The 16,797-nt window shown below is 68.0% G+C and carries 11 protein-coding genes; 3 read left to right on the plus strand and 8 right to left on the minus strand.

Annotated features, from left to right (window positions below; all coding sequences use genetic code 11):
* The first annotated feature begins 50 nt into the window (after positions 1-50).
* Both ASF08_RS15685 and ASF08_RS15690 read left to right on the plus strand, forming a co-directional pair.
* Positions 51-437: a hypothetical protein gene (locus ASF08_RS15685; protein WP_056146951.1), complete on the plus strand. Its 387-nt coding sequence runs from the start codon at positions 51-53 to the stop codon at positions 435-437.
* 145 nt (positions 438-582) lie between these two features.
* A complete protein-coding gene (locus ASF08_RS15690; protein WP_056147181.1) occupies positions 583-1,011 on the plus strand; it encodes a hypothetical protein in 429 nt (142 codons plus the stop codon).
* Between the two features lie 33 nt (positions 1,012-1,044).
* On the opposite strand, the gene ASF08_RS15695 is transcribed toward ASF08_RS15690, so the two are convergent.
* Complete coding sequence (locus ASF08_RS15695) at positions 1,045-4,116, minus strand: N-6 DNA methylase (RefSeq protein ID WP_056146952.1); 3,072 nt, start codon at positions 4,114-4,116, stop codon at positions 1,045-1,047.
* Between the two features lie 481 nt (positions 4,117-4,597).
* On the opposite strand from ASF08_RS15695, the gene ASF08_RS15700 reads away from it, so the two are divergent.
* On the plus strand, positions 4,598-5,971 hold the full coding sequence (locus tag ASF08_RS15700) for a methyl-accepting chemotaxis protein (protein ID WP_056146955.1): 1,374 nt from the start codon (positions 4,598-4,600) through the stop codon (positions 5,969-5,971).
* A 68-nt stretch (positions 5,972-6,039) separates the two neighbouring features.
* Here the strand turns inward: ASF08_RS15700 and ASF08_RS15705 are convergent, their stop codons facing one another.
* The 7 genes from ASF08_RS15705 to ASF08_RS15740 form a co-directional block, all read right to left on the minus strand.
* Positions 6,040-7,584 (minus strand): sensor domain-containing diguanylate cyclase, encoded by a 1,545-nt coding sequence (locus tag ASF08_RS15705; protein WP_056147182.1) that lies wholly within the window; start codon positions 7,582-7,584, stop codon positions 6,040-6,042.
* A 169-nt stretch (positions 7,585-7,753) separates the two neighbouring features.
* The gene (lepA, locus tag ASF08_RS15710; RefSeq protein ID WP_018046145.1) at positions 7,754-9,559 is read right to left on the minus strand and encodes a translation elongation factor 4; all 1,806 of its coding nucleotides are present in this window, start codon (positions 9,557-9,559) and stop codon (positions 7,754-7,756) included.
* A gap of 453 nt (positions 9,560-10,012) precedes the next feature.
* Entirely contained in the window at positions 10,013-10,321 is a 309-nt protein-coding gene (locus ASF08_RS15715) for a BrnA antitoxin family protein (RefSeq protein WP_056146956.1), read from the minus strand.
* Positions 10,296-10,592 carry a BrnT family toxin gene (locus ASF08_RS15720; RefSeq protein ID WP_056146958.1) on the minus strand — a complete coding sequence of 99 codons (297 nt, stop codon included), beginning with the start codon at positions 10,590-10,592 and terminating at the stop codon, positions 10,296-10,298. Before ASF08_RS15720 ends, ASF08_RS15715 begins: the two co-directional genes overlap by 26 nt.
* Positions 10,593-11,009: 417 nt before the next feature.
* Complete coding sequence (locus ASF08_RS15730) at positions 11,010-13,958, minus strand: response regulator (protein ID WP_056146962.1); 2,949 nt, start codon at positions 13,956-13,958, stop codon at positions 11,010-11,012.
* Positions 13,959-14,265: 307 nt separating this feature from the next.
* Positions 14,266-14,994, minus strand: coding sequence for a Crp/Fnr family transcriptional regulator (locus tag ASF08_RS15735; RefSeq protein ID WP_018046139.1), 729 nt, complete (start codon positions 14,992-14,994; stop codon positions 14,266-14,268).
* Between the two features lie 385 nt (positions 14,995-15,379).
* A complete protein-coding gene (locus ASF08_RS15740; protein WP_056146964.1) occupies positions 15,380-16,651 on the minus strand; it encodes a polysaccharide biosynthesis/export family protein in 1,272 nt (423 codons plus the stop codon).
* Positions 16,652-16,797 lie beyond the last annotated feature (146 nt).

A 16,797-nucleotide genomic window follows, 5' to 3' on the forward strand; every position in this document is an offset into this window, starting at 1 on the left:
CGATCCGGGGCGTTCCCAGCCCCGATCACGCCCTTGCAGAACAGGCTACGATGCGACGCTTCCTCCTTGCCGCCGGCTCTCTCGCCCTCCTGACGACGTCCCTCGGAACCACCGAAGCGGCCACGCGGAAGGTCTCGGTGCCCAACCGCTACGACGGCGCCTGGAGCATCGAGGTCATCACCCAGGACGGCCCCTGCGACCGCGCCTATCGCTACGGCGTCCGGATCGCCAAGGGCGAGGCGAGCTATCCCGGCGGGGATTTCGACATCCGGGGGCGCGTCTCCGGCAACGGCTCCGTGCGCGCGACGATCATGCGCGGTTCCGATGGTGCCACCGTGGTCGGCCAACTCGATCGCGGCGGCTACGGCAGCGGCACCTGGTCGAGCAACGGCATGATCCGCTGTTCCGGCCGCTGGAACGCCGAGAAGCGGGGCTGATCCGGCTTCTGTGATCGGCCGGGCACAGTCGGCTCACGAAATCGCGCATCGCAGGTTTCGGGGCGCGTCGTGCCCTGTTCCTGTCCAAGTCTTCGATGAATACTTGGGGCGAATCGATTTCGATCGACCTCGAGGTATGTGCGCGATGAAAGCTCGGCTGCTTGGCGCTCTCTTGACCCTTGTCGCGACGGCGGGTGCCGCAAGCGCGGCGCCCCGCACACCCGGACACGCCCATGCGGCCATGGCGCCACTGGAGCGCGCCGCCACGGAGTGCTTCGCCGAGACGGTGATGGCCAACCCGGCCGCCATGCGCCATGCCCGGGCGGGCCGCTGGTACGAGGCGGCGGGGATCATCGGCTTCCTCTGCCGCCCCGAGGTGGATGCGATGATCCGCACCCATGACCAACTCTTCGGCAACGGCACCGGCCAGCGCTACTTCAAGGCCGCCTATACCCGTCATCTCGGCGGCGAACTCGCCATCCGCCTCCAGCCGATGCTGGAACGCACGGCCGTGGCGACCGCCGAACCGGCCGCCGATAGGACCGCCCCGGAAACCGGCGACAAGGCCGAGTAGCGACTTCGAACCGAGCTTCGCCGAGCCTTGGTATCAGGCGTCGACGGTCTCTTCCTCGTCGCGGGCAGGAACGGCTTCGTCGTCCGGCAAGGCGAGGCGCGGATCGGGCCCGAGGAGCGTCTCCACCAGGGCATCGATGCGGGCCGACACGCCCTCCTCCCGCAAGGCGTCCCGCACCAGGGCCCTCGCCTTTTGGAACGAGACCTCCATGGGCAGCGCGACGGCGGCCGCCACCTCCTCCGCCACCGCGCCTTCCGCCGCCAGCCCGGCATGGACCGCCTCGCGCGGGTCGAAACGGGGGATCGGCAGCGTGAACATCAGCTTGTCGAAATGTCGCGGCCCCTGCTCGCCTCGTGCCTGCATGTGAGCGATGCGGCGACGCACGGCTTCGCTGTTGAAGAGAGCCTCCAGATAGCGTGCTTCCGCCATCGACTCGACCGCTGCCCAATAAAGGCTGTGGTCGATGATTCCTTCGGGACCGAGGAGGCATGAAGCCAGTCGGGAGCCTGTCTTGGTGAAGACCACACGAATGGGCTGCACCGGAAACTGCGCGGACAATCCGCGTTGAAAATTCCAACGCTGCTTTAGGGTGATGCGTCCGGCGCTGTGTTGCGCCCAGCTTGCCTCGGCCTGTCGCATCCAGGCTCCGAGGCGGGTCGCACCATGATCGCTCGCCTGTTTCGCGTCGAGAACATTTCCATCGGGTGTCATGGGCACGATGCCCTCGAACGGATTCAAAACGCGAAACGACGCGATGGATTCGCCGAGATAGACCGGCCGGACGTAATCGCTTTCGACAGCCCCCTGCTGAGCGGGCAGGTCTCGCCAGGGGACTTTCTCCTGTGGGGACCTCCTGCTTCTCAAGAGAGGTGCTGCGGCGTTGCCGCCGAGACGGCCTGACTGAACGCGATCCACCAGACACAGCATGCGCGGAACGAGGGTCGCCCCTTGATGGAAGAGCGGGCGATAGGGCGACCCGGCCTCGAAGTTCGCAGGCACCGGTGCATCGGCCCGATCCAGCTGCAGGCAGCGATCCGCCACCTCCTCGGGCACGTCCTTGAAGGGGAGCCGCCCGGCGAAAGCCGTGACCCGCGTCGGCGTCGGCCGGGCCTCCCCCGCCGTGACATCGGCGAACAGGACGCAGGTGGGCACCCTGAACAGGGGCGAGACGGCCTGATTGTCGAGAACCCAGGCGTCAGAGAACGCGACACGGACCTCGGTCCAGTCCCCGGTGCGGAAGGCTCGGAACTGGCCCCGGCTCAGGGCGGCGAGCGGCAGCACCATGGCGACCCGGCCGCCCGGCCGGTCGCCCTCCGGCGGCCGGACATAGAGCTCTGCGGCGCGTGCGAAGAACAGGCCCGACAGATCGGTCTGCGTCACCAGCCGCGCCTCGTCGGGGCCGACCCAGATGCCGAGCCGGCGCGCGGTATCCCGGAACAGGGCCTGCAGGGCGGGCGCCATGTAACGGTAGGACAGCCAGGGCGGGTTGCCGATGACGACGTCGACCCTGGCGCCGTCCGAGAGCGCCACCGGGCGGCTGAGGTTGCGGGCGAAGAAGCCCCAGACATGGTCGCGCCCGGCCCGGCGCAGGCGGTCGTAGATCGTGAAGGTGGTGACGAGCGTCGCGTGCTGCGCCGCCGCGACGCCGAGTCCCGCGAGCCCGCGCGCGAAAGCGTCCGCCGTGCGGCCGGCCTCGCTGGCATCGTGCATGGCGGTGACGACGCGGTCGAACAGGGGCGGATCGGCACAGAGGCCGAGGGGGAAGCGCAGGGTCGGCGCGCCTTTGCGGCCCTCGCGGGGGTCGCGCGGCACCTCGACCACGAGGTCGCTCTCGAACGCGTCGCGCTTCACGTTCCATTGCAGCGCATCGCCGAGATAGACCGGCAGGGAGATGTCGCCGCCTCGCCCCGGCAGGGCGTCGCCGAGCGCCAACAAGTATGTGACGCGGGCGAAGATCACGGCCACCGGATGGACGTCCAGCCCCGTGACGGAAGCGCAGCAGCGCGACGCGATCTCGGTGAGCGGCACGCCCGCCGCGATCAGGGCCTCACGCTTGAGGCGCACGGCGTGGAACAGGAAGCTGCCCGAGCCGCAGGCGGGATCGAGGCAGGTCTGCTCGGCCGGCCGGTCGAGGGCGCGCCGCACCACCTTCCGGGCGAGCCAGTCGGGCGTGTAATATTCACCGAGATCGTGCCGTTGCGCCGGATCGATGAGGGATTCGTAGAGCACCTTCAGAAGGTCGACATCCACACTTCCGAGGTCGAACCGGGCGGCATGCGCGGCCAGGCTGGCGACGATCGCCTCCCCGCCCGGCGCCTGGATCACCCAGCCGAAGAAATCGGTCTCCACCGCGCCGTGGACCCCCGCCTCGTGGAAGGCGCGCCCCGACAGCAGATCCTCGGGCGAGCGCCCGGTGGCGCCCATGGTTCCGGCGGCGATCGCCTTGGCGAGGATGACCAGATAGGTGTGCTGGAGCCAGAGCGTGTCGTCGTCGATGGCCTTGCCGTAGACGAAGCCGAGATGGCGCGACCAGAGCTGTCGCTTCAGCACCGCCTCCGGGTCCGCCGCCAGCGCCTCCCAGGCCTTGGCGAGGAGGCCGAGGGTCCGCGCGAAGGCGGCGCTCTGGCGGCCGAGTTCGTTGGTGATCCCGGCCGCGTCCGCCGGCAGCCAGTCGAGGACCGCGATGACGCCTTCGAGCCAGGCGGTAAGGCCACGGGCATCCGCCAGCCTCACCTCGTGCTCGGTGAGCTGCACCAGGACGCCGTCCCGCATCTCGTAGGCGGTGAAGGTGGCGCCGTCGGTGGCGAGCCCCACGTAACGCTGGCCGGTGGCGCCCTCGCGTTCGGGCAGGTAGCGGGTGAGCTGAGCCTCGGCGTCCCTGGCCTCCCGGCGCAGGTCGGACTTGATCTCGATGATCGTCCTGCCGAGCAGGGCGTCGAGACGACCTCTAACCTCAGGTATCTTTCTCTCGAAGAAAATCTGCTCGCTCTTGGCGCCCAGCGCCTCGGTCAGCAGGCGGTAGAGCAGAGCCCTGACCTTCTCATGTCCCGGACGGATCGAGAGTTCCGCGACGATCGCGCTCAAGGAATCACCGTCGATCGACATCCACGCCTCCTCAGGAGAGAGGAGCGGGTTAGTATACCTCAGGTTGTTCATCAAGGGTCGAGCGCACGATGCCTGTGGGGAGGCCGCCCCTGCCGAGGGGCGAAGGCCGAAGCGCGGAGAGGCGACCTGAGGATGGCGAGGTGGGCCTGGGGGAAACCCGGCACGGGTACGTTCCGAACTCCGCACGGACCGGAACCGCCATGAACTCCCGGCACCGGGGAGGGTCGTACCTGATCTTTGATGAGAATTTGCGCAGGATTGATACCAAATGACCCAGTCGCGTGTGATGAACCGAAGGCTTGATCAAGGAATGCGAAGCTAAGTTCCAGCCGCAAAGAGGCTGCCGACGGGGCACGGCTTCCGGTAGTCCGGACCGACAGGCTCGCAAGGCTCGCGTGAGGGTTTCATGGTCAGGTCGATCGTCGACGGATGGCTCGGCAGGACTGGTGGGCGGCGGGAAGAGAACCCACCTGCGTCCGGGATGCTGTCGCACAACTTGGGCGCGGTGCTCGCCTTCCTGAACGCGATTTCGCGCGCCTGCACCAACGCGCCGACGCCAGAGACCGCTATCGTCGATTGCCTCGCCATCGTCGGCCGCTTCACCGAATGGCCGATCGCCCATGCCTACCGACGCATGGACCAGGACGGCGTGGACGTGGATGCAATGGTGTCGATGAGGGCGTGGTACCTCGCCCCCTCCGACGTGCCGGGGCGGACGGACGCTTTCGTCGCCAATTCGGAGCGAGCGGTCTTCGCCCCCGGCCAAGGGCTGGTGGGGCGCGTCTGCGCGGAGGGACGCGCGATCTCCTGCGAGGACGTGACGGTTGTGCCCGGCTTCGTCCGCGCGACGGCGGCGCGGGAAAACGGCGTACGCGGCTGCTTCATGTTCCCGGTCCGCATCGGTGACCGGGTGGAAATCGTGCTGGAATTCTTCTCCCGCGAGAAGGCGGAGTTGAGCGAAGCCCTGCTCGAACTGATGGCTTACGTGGCCGACCGCCTCGCCATCACGGTCACCGACCATGCCCAGCGCGAGCGCGTCCGCTCGCTCATGGCAGCCCTCGACGGGATCGCCTCCGGGCTCGCGGACACGACCATGCAGGTGGAGGCGGGCGCCCGCACGGTCCTCACCGTGGCCGAGACCGTGGACGAAAGCCGCGCCCAGGCGGACCGGGCCAACCTCGCCGCCTCCCGCGACATCGACGGCGTGTCGGATGCCGCGCAGGGCCTCGTCGCGCTCTCGCGCGAGGCGAGCGCCCATGCCGGACAGGTCGAGATCATCGCCGACCGGACGAGCGGCATCCTGGGCCAGGCGGTGGACGTCTTCTCCGAACTCCAGGAGCGCATCGCCGGCATCGGGCAGATTAGCGACCTCATCGGCATCATCGCCGCCCAGACCAACCTCCTGGCCCTCAACGCCACGATCGAGGCGGCCCGCGCGGGCACCGCCGGACGTGGCTTCTCGGTGGTGGCCGCGGAGGTGAAGGACCTCTCGAACCGGGTCAGCACCGCCACAGCCGAGATCTCGCAGCAGATCGCTCGCCTCAGGGAGGTCGCCGCCCAATCGACCGCGTCCCTCGCCTCGGTGCGTGACGAGGTGACATCCGTCCGCGTCAGCGCGGCCGACATTTCTCGCGTCAGCGCCTCCCACCAAGAGGCTGCGGGCGGCATCGCCGAAGGCGTGTCGCGGGTGCGCGACACGATCTTCGAGGCGACCCGCCACCTCGACGCCCTGCGCGCCACGACCGAGGGAGCGCTGGCCTCGTCACAGGCCCTCGGGGCGACCTCCGGCCACCTGCGCGACCAGGGTCGCGACCTCGGCGAAGCGGCGCGGCAACTGGCCGTCTCGGCCCGTTGAAGGCCCGTCCGTCCCGGGATCGCGGTCGCAACGGCTCCGGCATCGGCGAGGGGCGGTGATGCGCGCGCTCAGGCGCCCGCGAGACGAAAGCTCGCCTGGCGCCGGTCCACCACGCCGCGACGGCGCTCGACGAACCGGGTCTGATTGCGGCCGTTGGCCTTGGCCTCGTAGAGGGCGGCGTCCGCGAGACTGAACAGGTCCGATGGCGCCAGGGGATCGGTCGCGGGCGCGCCCATGGTCGCGACGCCGATGCTCACGGTCACCGATCCGGGTTCGATCCCGGCCGCCTCCACCGCGAGGAGCGCCACCCTGGCATGGACCCGTTCGGCGATGCGCAGGGCTTCGTCCTCGTCGCCATCCTGCAGCAGGATCGCGAATTCCTCGCCGCCCACCCGGCAGACGAGATCGACGGGACGGTGAATGCTTTCCAACAGGCAGCGGGCGAGGCCGCGCAGCACCTCGTCGCCCACCGCATGCCCATGGCGGTCGTTGAAACGCTTGAAGTGATCGGCATCGATGACCAGCAGCGCGAAGGGGCGGGCCGCATGGCCGGCATCGCCCCGCAGGGCGGTCAGGGCCTCCTCGAACCGGCGGCGGTTCGGCAGGCCGGTCAACGCATCGGTGAGCGACTGCCGGGCGAGTTCGACTTGCATCGCGCCGCGCCGCTCCAACTCTCGTCCGAACAGCAGCGAGAGGCAGACGGTCAGGCCGCAGAGCGCCACCACGATGGCGGTGATGACGATGGCCTTCGCGCGCCATTCGGCCTCGATCTCGTTCACCGCCAGGGCGACGTTGAGGATCAAGGGCAAGGTCCCGACCTGCGTGAAGGCATAGTGCCGGTCCACCCCGTCAAGGCTGGAGGTCCCGACGAAGCTACCGCTGCCCTCGCGGACGAACCGCTCGAAATTGGCCGTTCCGGCGAGGCTCGTCCCGAAATCGGAGTCCCGGTTCGGGTAGCGCATGACGCGCGTCCCATCGTGCAGGTACAAGTTGATCGCGCCGTCGCGCCCGAGGCCCAGGCGGTCGAACAACCGCGTGAAGTACGACAGCTTCAGGGTGCCCAGGACCACCCCGCCGAACGACCCGTCCGGCTTGTCGACGCGTCGGCTCAGCACCATGACGCGCGCGCCCGTCAGACGCGACATCAGCGGCTGGCTGATCAGCAAGCCACCGCCGCTCTGGGCCTTGTGGGCCTTGAAGTAGTCGCGGTCGACATTGTTGGTGTGGCGCGCCGGGATGGCATGGCCGTCGAGAATGCTGTCGCCCCGCTCGTCGAGGACGAGGATCACGCCCATGTCCTGTGCCGAGATCGCCCGATCGAACAGGATCAGCTGGCGCAGCTCCGGCGACAGATCGGCGAGCGCGGGGAGTTTCAGGTTCTCGGTGACGCCCTGCAGCGACAGATCGATGATCTCGATGTTGCGGGCGATGTCGCGTTCGATGATCTGGAGCAGGTTCTGCGAGGTCTGCTCCGCCTTGTCCCAGGCGTCCTTGCGCAGGTCGAGCAGCATGAGGGCCGACACCACGAGCATACCGACAGGCGCCAGAATCCCGAAGAGGATCCACGTGCGCGCCGAGCGGAACCTGCGAGCGAATCGGCGCGGCAGGACCATCGGCATCTCCTCCCAGGTCACCCGGAGGTGCCTGGTTCAGACCATGTTGCCGGCCTCTCCGGCCGGGACAGGGCATGTCACGGAGTCTAAGCCACAAGCCTTAATGCAGGGTTAAACATGCCGCAGCACAACCGGAGGTGGAGGCGGAGGCTCCCGCTCCGGCTCCGGCTCAATCGTCCATCTTCAGCGCGGCGATGAACGCCTCCTGAGGGATTTCCACGCGGCCGAATTGGCGCATCTTCTTCTTGCCCTCCTTCTGCTTGTCCAGCAGCTTGCGCTTGCGCGAGATGTCGCCGCCGTAGCACTTGGCGGTGACGTCCTTGGAGAGGGCCTTGATGGTCTCGCGGGCGATGATCTTGCCCCCCAACGCCGCCTGGACCGGGATCTGAAACAGGTGGCGGGGGATCAGGTCCTTCAGCTTCTCGCACATGGCCCGGCCGCGATGCTCGGCGCGGCTGCGGTGGACCAGCATGGAGAGGGCATCCACCGGCTCGGCATTGACGAGGATCGACATCTTCACGAGGTCGCCCTCCCGGTAGTCCGAGATGTGATAGTCGAACGAGGCGTAGCCCTTCGAGATCGATTTCAGGCGGTCGTAGAAGTCGAACACCACCTCGTTGAGCGGCAGGTCGTAGACCACCATGGCGCGCTTGCCGACGTAGTTGAGGTCGACCTGCGTCCCGCGCCGGTCCTGGCAGAGCTTCAGGACGCCGCCGAGATACTCGTCGGGCGTGAGGATGGTGGCGCGGATCCACGGCTCCTCGATGGCGGTGATCTTCATCACGTCCGGCATATCGGCCGGGTTGTGCAGCTCCTTGATCGTCCCGTCCGTCATCTGCAGACGGTAGACCACGGAAGGGGCCGTAGAGATCAGGTCGAGGTTGAACTCGCGCTCCAGGCGCTCCTGGATGATCTCGAGGTGGAGCAGGCCGAGGAAGCCGCAACGGAAACCGAAGCCCAGCGCCGCCGAGGTCTCCATCTCGTAGGAGAAGCTCGCATCGTTGAGCCGGAGCTTGCTCATGGCGCTGCGCAGGGTCTCGAACTCGGCGGCATCCACCGGGAAGAGCCCGCAGAACACCACGGACTGCACGTCCTTGAAGCCCGGCAGCATCTCCTTGCAGGGGCGCTTGTCCTCCGTGAGCGTGTCGCCCACGCGGGTATCGGCGACCTCCTTGATCGAGCCGGTGAAGAAGCCGACCTCGCCGGGGCCGAGTTCGCCGATATCGGCCATCTTCGGCCGGAACACGCCGATCTTGTCGACCCCGTGCACGGCGTCGGCCCGCATCATGCGGATGTTCATACCCTTCTTGAGCACGCCGTCGACGATGCGCACCAGCACGACGACGCCGAGATAGACGTCGTACCAGCTGTCCACCAGCAGGGCCTTGAGGGGCGCGTCGCGGTCGCCCTTGGGCGGCGGCAGGCGCTTGACGATGGCCTCCAGCACCGCCTCGATGTTGAGGCCGCTTTTCGCCGAAATCGCCACGGCCTCGGAGGCGTCGATGCCGATCACCTCCTCGATCTGGGCGCGGATGCGCTCGGGCTCGGCGGCCGGCAGGTCGATCTTGTTGAGGACGGGGACGATCTCGTGGTTGGCGTCGAGCGCCTGGTAGACGTTGGCGAGCGTCTGAGCCTCCACGCCCTGGGAGGCGTCGACCACGAGGAGCGATCCCTCGCAGGCCGCGAGCGAGCGCGACACCTCGTAGGCGAAGTCCACGTGGCCGGGGGTGTCCATCAGGTTGAGGATGTAGTCCTTGCCGTCCTCTGCGCGGTATTCGAGGCGCACGGTCTGCGCCTTGATGGTGATCCCGCGCTCCTTCTCGATGTCCATCGAGTCGAGCATCTGCTCGCTCATGTCGCGGAGCGCCACCGTGCCGGTGGTCTGGATCAGCCGGTCGGCCAGCGTCGACTTGCCATGGTCGATATGCGCGACGATGGAGAAATTACGGATGTTGTCGATGGGGACGGTGGTCATCGAGGGGTCTGTCTCCGGCGCGGTCGCGGTCCGTCGGCGTAAGGACGGGCCCGGCGCACGGCTTTTCGGTGTGTGGACGCGTGTCGGGAGATAGCAGTGCGGCACCGGCACGCCAAGCGGAGCCGCGTCCGCACGTGGTCGCGCCCCTCGGTTCCGGGCGCGACGGCTCTCAGAGCAGCCAACAGTGAGCAGACCTCATCGTCGTCTGGTAGAGACGACATCCCGTAGGGCGACCCGCTCGGTTTACTCCGGCGTCCCCTCGGTTGGCGGCGGCATAGCAAGGCCACGGCGCCCATGCCCCCTCCGGACGGCCAACAGGGCCTCGCCCATTTCATGCAATGCCTCCTCGCGGGTCGCCCCCCCGGGCGATCGCTTCCGGTACGGCAGAGCAATAGGCGTGGAGCGAGCCGTCTTCCTCTCGCCGAAGCGCGACCGAATAGATCCGTTCGCCCGTCATCGCGCCAGCTCGCCCGCCCCCCTCGCAAGGGCCTCGTGCATCCGCGTCTGCCAGCCGGCGCCCGTCGCCTTGTAGGCGTCGAGCACGGCGGGATCGACGCGGAGCGTCAGGTTCACCTTGGGGGACTCAACGGGCGGTCGGCCGCGCCCGCGCTTCGTCATGAGTTTGTAGATCTCCGGCGCCGCTTCCTTGAGGGGCTTGAGTCCGGCGAGCTCTGCGGCGGTCATCGGGGGCGAGTCGGACACCTCGTCCCAGTCCTCCTGGGAGAAGCTGACGCCCTCAGGCTTGGGATTGGTAGTCGTCATAGGTCTTCCTCTCTTTCCCGTCGGCAGGGCGAAGGCTGACGATATCGAACGCTTCTGTCCCTAGGGGTGAAACGATGACGACCACGACGAGGACGTCGCTCCACTCGCCGATGAGCATGTAGCGCTTGCGGCCGGTGCGGCTCGGCCGGGTCGGGCGAATGAACGCCCGCTCCGCATCGAAGGAAGCATCGAAGTCGGCGAAGTCGGCGAAGTCCAGCCCGTGCTTGAGCAGGTTGGCCTTGCGCTTATGCTCATCCCAGGTCGCGGTCACGCGATTATATGTAGGGGCGCTTAATCACAGCCGCAAGCAATTTTTCGCTATGGCGGAAAATAGCCCATACGATCTCATAAGGTCGTGGACTCCGTTACTCATGTGGCTTGAAGGGTTCGTGCGGCCACATGCTGCGCGTAGAGGTCGATTTCCTCGCTGAAAATCACCATGCCCGTTCCGAGGCCGCCTGCCCCGTCCGCCTTCCACGATCCCTCGGGCGTGATGAGAGCATCGAACGGACAGCCCGATGCGTCGAGTTTCGTCGCGCCCTTGCAGGGACCGATCGGCGTTTTCGTCACAGCGACCGAGGTGGACGCTCCAAGGAGGCTTGCCTCGACCCGAAGGGCGAACCGCCCACGGTCACGGTCGGTTCTCTCTCAAAGTACGACGACGCAGCGGGAGGTGTGTGAGAGATACTCAGAGCAGGGCCACCGTCTGTCGGATTTCGGGCATGGTCGGCCCCGTGATCTCGTGGACCATGCGGTTCATCAGGTCGCGGGCGATGAGACAGCGCCCGCGGGCCTCGTCCCGCGCGGCACCGGCGGGCAGCGCGGCGAAGGTCCGGCAGGCCTTGGCGAGGTCGCGGAATCCCGTCCTGTCGGCCCGGGCGGCGAGGGTTTCCGCGCTCGCCCCGTCCGTGTCGGGTCCGAAACGGTCGACGAGCCTGACGAAGGCACGCACGTCCTCGCGGGCCGCCTCCTCGCCCATCCGGGCGATCAGGGCATCGAAGGCGCTCCGGTCGAAGATCGGCGGCCGTTCCGGCATCGGCGCGTCCGCGTCGCTCTCCCGCAGGACGATGGAGGAGATCTGGTCGCCGACCACCCGCGACAGGGTCGGGAGATCGAACGGCTTGCCGAGATGGCCGTTGGCGCCGGCCTCCGTGAGCGCCCGGACCCGGTCCGGCATCATGCTGGCGCTCATGGCCACGATCGGCACCCGGCGCGCCGGGTGCTGCAGGGAGCGGATGCGCCGGATGGCCGTGGTCCCGTCCATTCCGGGCATCGACACGTCCATGAGGACGAGGTCGTAGGCGCTGGCCTGCACCGCCAGGATGGCCGCCTCTCCGTCGGTGACCATGTCGACGCCGTAACCCAGGCGCTTCAGCATCGCCTGGACGACCTCCCGGTTGATCGGGTTGTCCTCCACCACGAGGATGCGGCCGGCCCCGGGCGCGCCCGGGCTCGGAGCCGGCGCCGCGCGTGTCAGCACCGGCGCCGGCGCCAGGGAGAGGGAGAACCGGTAGGCCGCCGTCTCGCCCAGCGGCGTGCTCCGGTCGATGCGCCCGCCCCCCATGAGTCCGACGAGGCGCTGGGCGATGATGAAGCCGAGGCCGCTGCCGTCGAGGGCCACGGTGCGGGCTGCGGACTGCTCCGGGTCTTCGCCGGCATGGGCGGTGACGAAGACGCGCCAGCGCTCGGCGGACTCGGCGCCGCGCGGCCCCTGCAGCGCGAGGGTGACGGTGCCCCAGCGCAACGTGCCGATGGCGTCGTTGAGCAGGTTGAGGAGGATCTGCCTCAGGCGGCGCTCGTCGCCCAGGACATGGCGGGAGCCGTCGCCGGGAACGGCCACGTCGATGGCGACCCCCCTCGCCTCGGCCATGGGCCTCACGAGATCGGCCGTCCCGCTCACCAGGGCGGGCAGGTCGAGGGGGATGCTATCGAGGCGCAGATTGCCCTCCCCGGCCCGGGCATAATCGAGGACGTCGTCCACCGTGCCGAGAAGCGTGTCGGTGGCCGCCCCCACCAGGGCGAGATAGCGGACCTGATCGGGCGAGAGCCCGGTCGTGTGCGCGAGGAGGTCGGTGAAGCCCTTGATCGTCGTCAGCGGCGTCCGGATCTCGTGGCTCATGAGGTTCATGAACTCCGATTTCGCCCGGCTCGCATTCTCGGCCTTGGCCTGGGCCAGTTCGGCGGCGTCGCGGGCCATGCGCAATTCGTCGGCCTGATCCTGCCGCTTCGTCACGTCCCGCAGGGTCGATATCACGTTGGGCGCCCCAGGCGCGGCGGAGGTCAGGAGGTCGTTGACCGCCTCGATCCAGATGCAGCGGCCATCCGCATGGCGCATCCGGAACAGGGAGACGATGCTCGGCCGGTCGGGGGCGAGGCGGGCATCCGCGGCGGAGAAGGCGGCGAGATCGTCGGGGTGGATGCGCGTGCGAGGGTCGAAATCCGACCCTTCCGTGCCGAACAGCGCCGCGCCGGAAGGCGAGACATAGGCGATGCGCCAGTCGGCATGGCGCAGGATCACCACGTCGGTCATGGTCTCGGCGAGGAGTTTGTAATGCGCCTGGCTCGCCGCGAGTTCGCGGCCGCGCTCGGCCACCCGGACCTCCAGGTTGGCATTGACCTCAGCGATGGCGGCGTGGTGCTCGGCCGAAACATGGGACGCCGTCACGAGCGCCCGGCCGATCTGCTCCACCTCGCGGATCTCGCTGGCGGGAAGGTGGACGGGGTCGCCGCGCCCGACCGCCCCGGCGGCCCGCTTCAGGTTCCGCACCGCCCTGGCTACCTGCCGGGCATAGATCCAGGCGACGATCCCGCCGCTGCCCAGCAGCGTCACGGCGAGGAAGGCCAGGACCGCGAGCGAACGATAGAGCGAGGCCTCGAAGGCATTCCGGTCGAGGCCGGTGACCACCGTCCAGTCGGAGACGCCGGAGCGATGGTGGAATTCCATGACGCTGGCCTCCGCCTTCTCCCAATCCTCCAGACGCTGGAGCCTGGGCGGAGACGAGGAGGGCTCCTTCGTGGAGAGGCCGGACGAGTCGGGCGCATCGTCGGTTTGTGCGACGATGCGCTTCGCGCCATCGACGAAGACGGCGGAGAACGGGTCGTCGATCTCGGCCTGTGCAATCAGGCGGGCGAAGTGATCCGTGCGCACGGCGATGGAGACGAACATCTCCGGCGCGCCGCCGCGCAGGACCGGCGCGCAGATCAGGACGATATCGGCCCCGGTGACCACGCTCTTGATCACCGGAGAGATGACCGGGCGCCGGGTCGCGATCAGGGACGCGGAGAGCTCGGGACGGGGGGAGGACGGCATGGCCGTGCCGACGGGCACGCGCGTGTTGACGATCTGGCGGCCATCGACATGGACGAGGGACACCGTGAATTCGGTGGTGTCCACGAGTGCCCGCCCCTGGGCATCGAACCGCGCCCAGTCCTCGGCATCGATGGAGGGCGAGGTCGCCAGGGTCCTGGCCATCGCGCTCATCTCGGAGAGATCACGGTCGAGGCGCTCGCGGAGATGGTCTCCGGTGAGCTGTCCCATGGTCTGCAGACGGGCTCGCTCGGCGGCCACGTACCAGTCGGTGGTGACGACGGCGAGCACCACGAGGGGAAGCGCGATGGCGAGGGCGAAGACCATCATGGCCGCCACCGCCGAGTGTTGCCCCCGCTCTCCGCGCCTGCGCACCGCTCTCTCACCTTGTCGATGGGCGCACCGATGGGACGCGGCCTCGCTTCACCTAAGCAGGGATTCTCCGGCTGGCCAATGGATTGTGAGGTTGTTCGAAATTCATGGTTTCGACGGCTTTATGAATAGCGTCGTCCAGGGTCCGCGCTTACGCGAAGGTTCGATTTCAATCGGGTCCGACTCATGCGTCCTCGGCACGTTCGGCGGACACCCGCCATGGCACGGGCGAAGGGTGATGAGTTTCCCTCACCTCCGTCCGGTCTCAGATGAAGGGGCCGATAAGCCGCTCGTACTCGGCCTCGGCGAGGCCATAACTGTCGCCGGCCAGTTCGACGAGCTTGAGCCGGTCACGGATCGTGATCTGCCCGCGCCGCATCACGATCATCCGCGTGCGCTCCAACTCGTGCAGGGCGACGGTGACGCGCGGGCGATGCATGCCGAGCATCAGCGCCAGCATCTCGTGGGTCATGACCACGCGGCCCTCGTCGAGCCTGTCGCTGGCCAGGAGGAGGCAGAGCGCCAGGCGCTCCTCCACCGAATGGTGCCGGTTGGCCAGGGCCATCTGGCTGGTCCAGAGGATGACGACCTGGACGTAGCGCAGGAGGATGTCGCGCAGGGCACTGCTCTGGGCCATCGCCTGGCGCAGGGCGCCCGCGCCCATGCGGAGGGCCCGGCCCGCCACGCGGACCTCCACGGTGAGGGGCGTGTGCTCGATGCCGAGCACGAGGGCGGTGCTGACCATTCCGTCGCGCCCGACGACAGCGATCTCGACGGTGCCGCGTTCGGCGATCGCCATGGTCACAGAGGCCAGTCCGCTCTCGATGAAATACGCGTGCGGGATGGGCTCGTTGGCCATGACGATCCGCTCGCCGACGGTCAGCACCACCTCTTCGAGCTGCGGCAGCATCTGGCTGAAGACTTCGATGGGAAGCGCCCGCAGGAGGCGGTTCTCGACCAACGGCGCCTGGAGCGGCTGGAGTCGTGAGTTCATTAGTGACGCTCCGGCAAGCATCTCGCCTATACTTTCAAGGAACTCGGAATAAACAGTGGCGAAGAGCCGCATTCTGCAGAATATTGATTAAAATTCCAGTAAAATAGCACAATATTAAGTACTAGCTTGGGCTTCGATGTGTATTTTAATTCGCAACATTTGAACCTCCGCGATGTGCCCGAGCGATCCGGGTGCCGAGGCCGAGCGGCGTGTCCAAGGCGATCGGCTCCCGCGTCCGCCCGTGGCGGGGGAAGGGGGCGAGCCTGCGCCTACATGCGTCCTGCAAGTGCGAGGCGGATGATCGTTGGGACGTCGACGGGCCCGCGACGCCCGGGCCGCGTCGGCGTCTGTCGCGCCAGCCGTGGGAGAGGTGCCGGTTCCCGTATCAGCGCGCCGGGAGGGAGCCCGGTTCCGGCAGGGCCAGGCTTGTCCGGATCGGACTCGTCGGCGGCTCGCGACGGACGTCGATGATGTCGCCCGGCTGGAGGAGCGCACGCTCGTTCGCCTCGAAGGTCTCCGTCCGCTCGCCCACGGCGCGCGTGATGAAGACTTTCCGCACCGGGGTGCCGGGGCCGGCGGCACCGAGCATGCCGCCGGACTGGAGGCGCGCCTCCCGGATCTCGCGGGCGCTCGGCAACTGCATCTCCACTTCCGTCAGGCGCGTGGTCACGTCCTGCAGTTCGGCGAGGATGCGGCGATGATAGGTGTCGGTGAGTTCCTGGGCGCGCAGGGCGAGGTCGCCGATCGCCAGATCGAGCCGGGCGAGTTCGGAGTTCAGCCGCGCGATGGTCCCCTTGTTCCGGGCCTCCTCGCGCTGCAGTTCGATCCCCTGGTACCGTCGCGCCAGACCGTTGCTGATGAGCTTCTCGTAATCCTCGAGATGGGACTGGATCAGCCGGAGCTGCGTCTCCTCCGCCTTGCGCTGCGCCTCGACGCCGGCGATCTCCGCCTCGATCCGCGGCTTCTGCGCACGGAGCATCTCGGCGGATTGCGCGAAGGCGCTCCGCTGCGCCTTCAGGATCCCGCGTTCCTCCGCGAGGAGACGGGTGAAGCCCTCGTCGCGTTCACTGCCGCGCGGCGGGGTGAAATCCTCACGGTCTTGCCGCTGCGCTTCAAGCCTCTCGCGCCGGACCGTGAGCAGGCGCAGGGTCGCCTCCAGGACCCGGACCCGTTCGTCGGCACTGAGGAACTCCGTGCGCTGGGAGATCTGCGCCTGTTCGGGCAAGGCGAAGCCGCCGGCCAGGGCGATGCCGCTGAGAACCGAGGCCCCGTAGCGGAACGGGTAACTCCCCGCGACGCGCACGTCGCCCAGGAGGTAGATCGGCCGCATCTCCGTGATACGCAGGCTCACCACCGGCTGCTGCAGAAAGCCGTCGGCCAGATGGCTGACGATCTGCTTCTGGGCCTCCGGCAAGGTCATCGCCGAGACGGAGACTTCGCCGACCAGGGGCAGGAACAACGCGCCGCTGCCATTGACCACGAACTCGCCCGAGAGTTCGGCCTGGCCGTAGACCGACAATCCGAGCCGGTCTCCGGGCGCGAGTCGATAATCGGAATCCTGGGCGCCGGCCGCCCCGCCGAGGGCGACCCACAGGGCGAGTGCCGCGATGCGGTGGGGCACGCGCGCCAGGCGCGTCCGTCGATGCTGTCTCATCATGGATCAACCGACCGCTTGTCTGGTGAGGCCTATCTCGCAGGATCGCCAATAGTCTAAACCGCGGAAATTCCGGCTCCGGCATCGCCTTTCGGACGATCCCGGCCCTACAAGGAGTTAGTCCTTCCGAATATCGGCCATGCTATAAA

The sequence above is a fragment of the Methylobacterium sp. Leaf85 genome, from assembly GCF_001422125.1.
GTDB lineage: Bacteria > Pseudomonadota > Alphaproteobacteria > Rhizobiales > Beijerinckiaceae > Methylobacterium > Methylobacterium bullatum.

What these genes read in the sequence shown, in the direction of transcription:
- lepA (WP_018046145.1), bottom strand. Translation starts at nt 9,559, where the DNA reads ATGACCACCGTCCCCATCGACAACATCCGTAATTTCTCCATCGTCGCG.
- ASF08_RS15695 (WP_056146952.1), bottom strand. Translation starts at nt 4,116, where the DNA reads ATGTCGATCGACGGTGATTCCTTGAGCGCGATCGTCGCGGAACTCTCG.
- ASF08_RS15700 (WP_056146955.1), top strand. Translation starts at nt 4,598, where the DNA reads ATGCTGTCGCACAACTTGGGCGCGGTGCTCGCCTTCCTGAACGCGATT.
- ASF08_RS15685 (WP_056146951.1), top strand. Translation starts at nt 51, where the DNA reads ATGCGACGCTTCCTCCTTGCCGCCGGCTCTCTCGCCCTCCTGACGACG.
- ASF08_RS15740 (WP_056146964.1), bottom strand. Translation starts at nt 16,651, where the DNA reads ATGATGAGACAGCATCGACGGACGCGCCTGGCGCGCGTGCCCCACCGC.
- ASF08_RS15735 (WP_018046139.1), bottom strand. Translation starts at nt 14,994, where the DNA reads ATGAACTCACGACTCCAGCCGCTCCAGGCGCCGTTGGTCGAGAACCGC.
- ASF08_RS15705 (WP_056147182.1), bottom strand. Translation starts at nt 7,584, where the DNA reads ATGGTCCTGCCGCGCCGATTCGCTCGCAGGTTCCGCTCGGCGCGCACG.
- ASF08_RS15690 (WP_056147181.1), top strand. Translation starts at nt 583, where the DNA reads ATGAAAGCTCGGCTGCTTGGCGCTCTCTTGACCCTTGTCGCGACGGCG.
- ASF08_RS15715 (WP_056146956.1), bottom strand. Translation starts at nt 10,321, where the DNA reads ATGACGACTACCAATCCCAAGCCTGAGGGCGTCAGCTTCTCCCAGGAG.
- ASF08_RS15730 (WP_056146962.1), bottom strand. Translation starts at nt 13,958, where the DNA reads ATGATGGTCTTCGCCCTCGCCATCGCGCTTCCCCTCGTGGTGCTCGCC.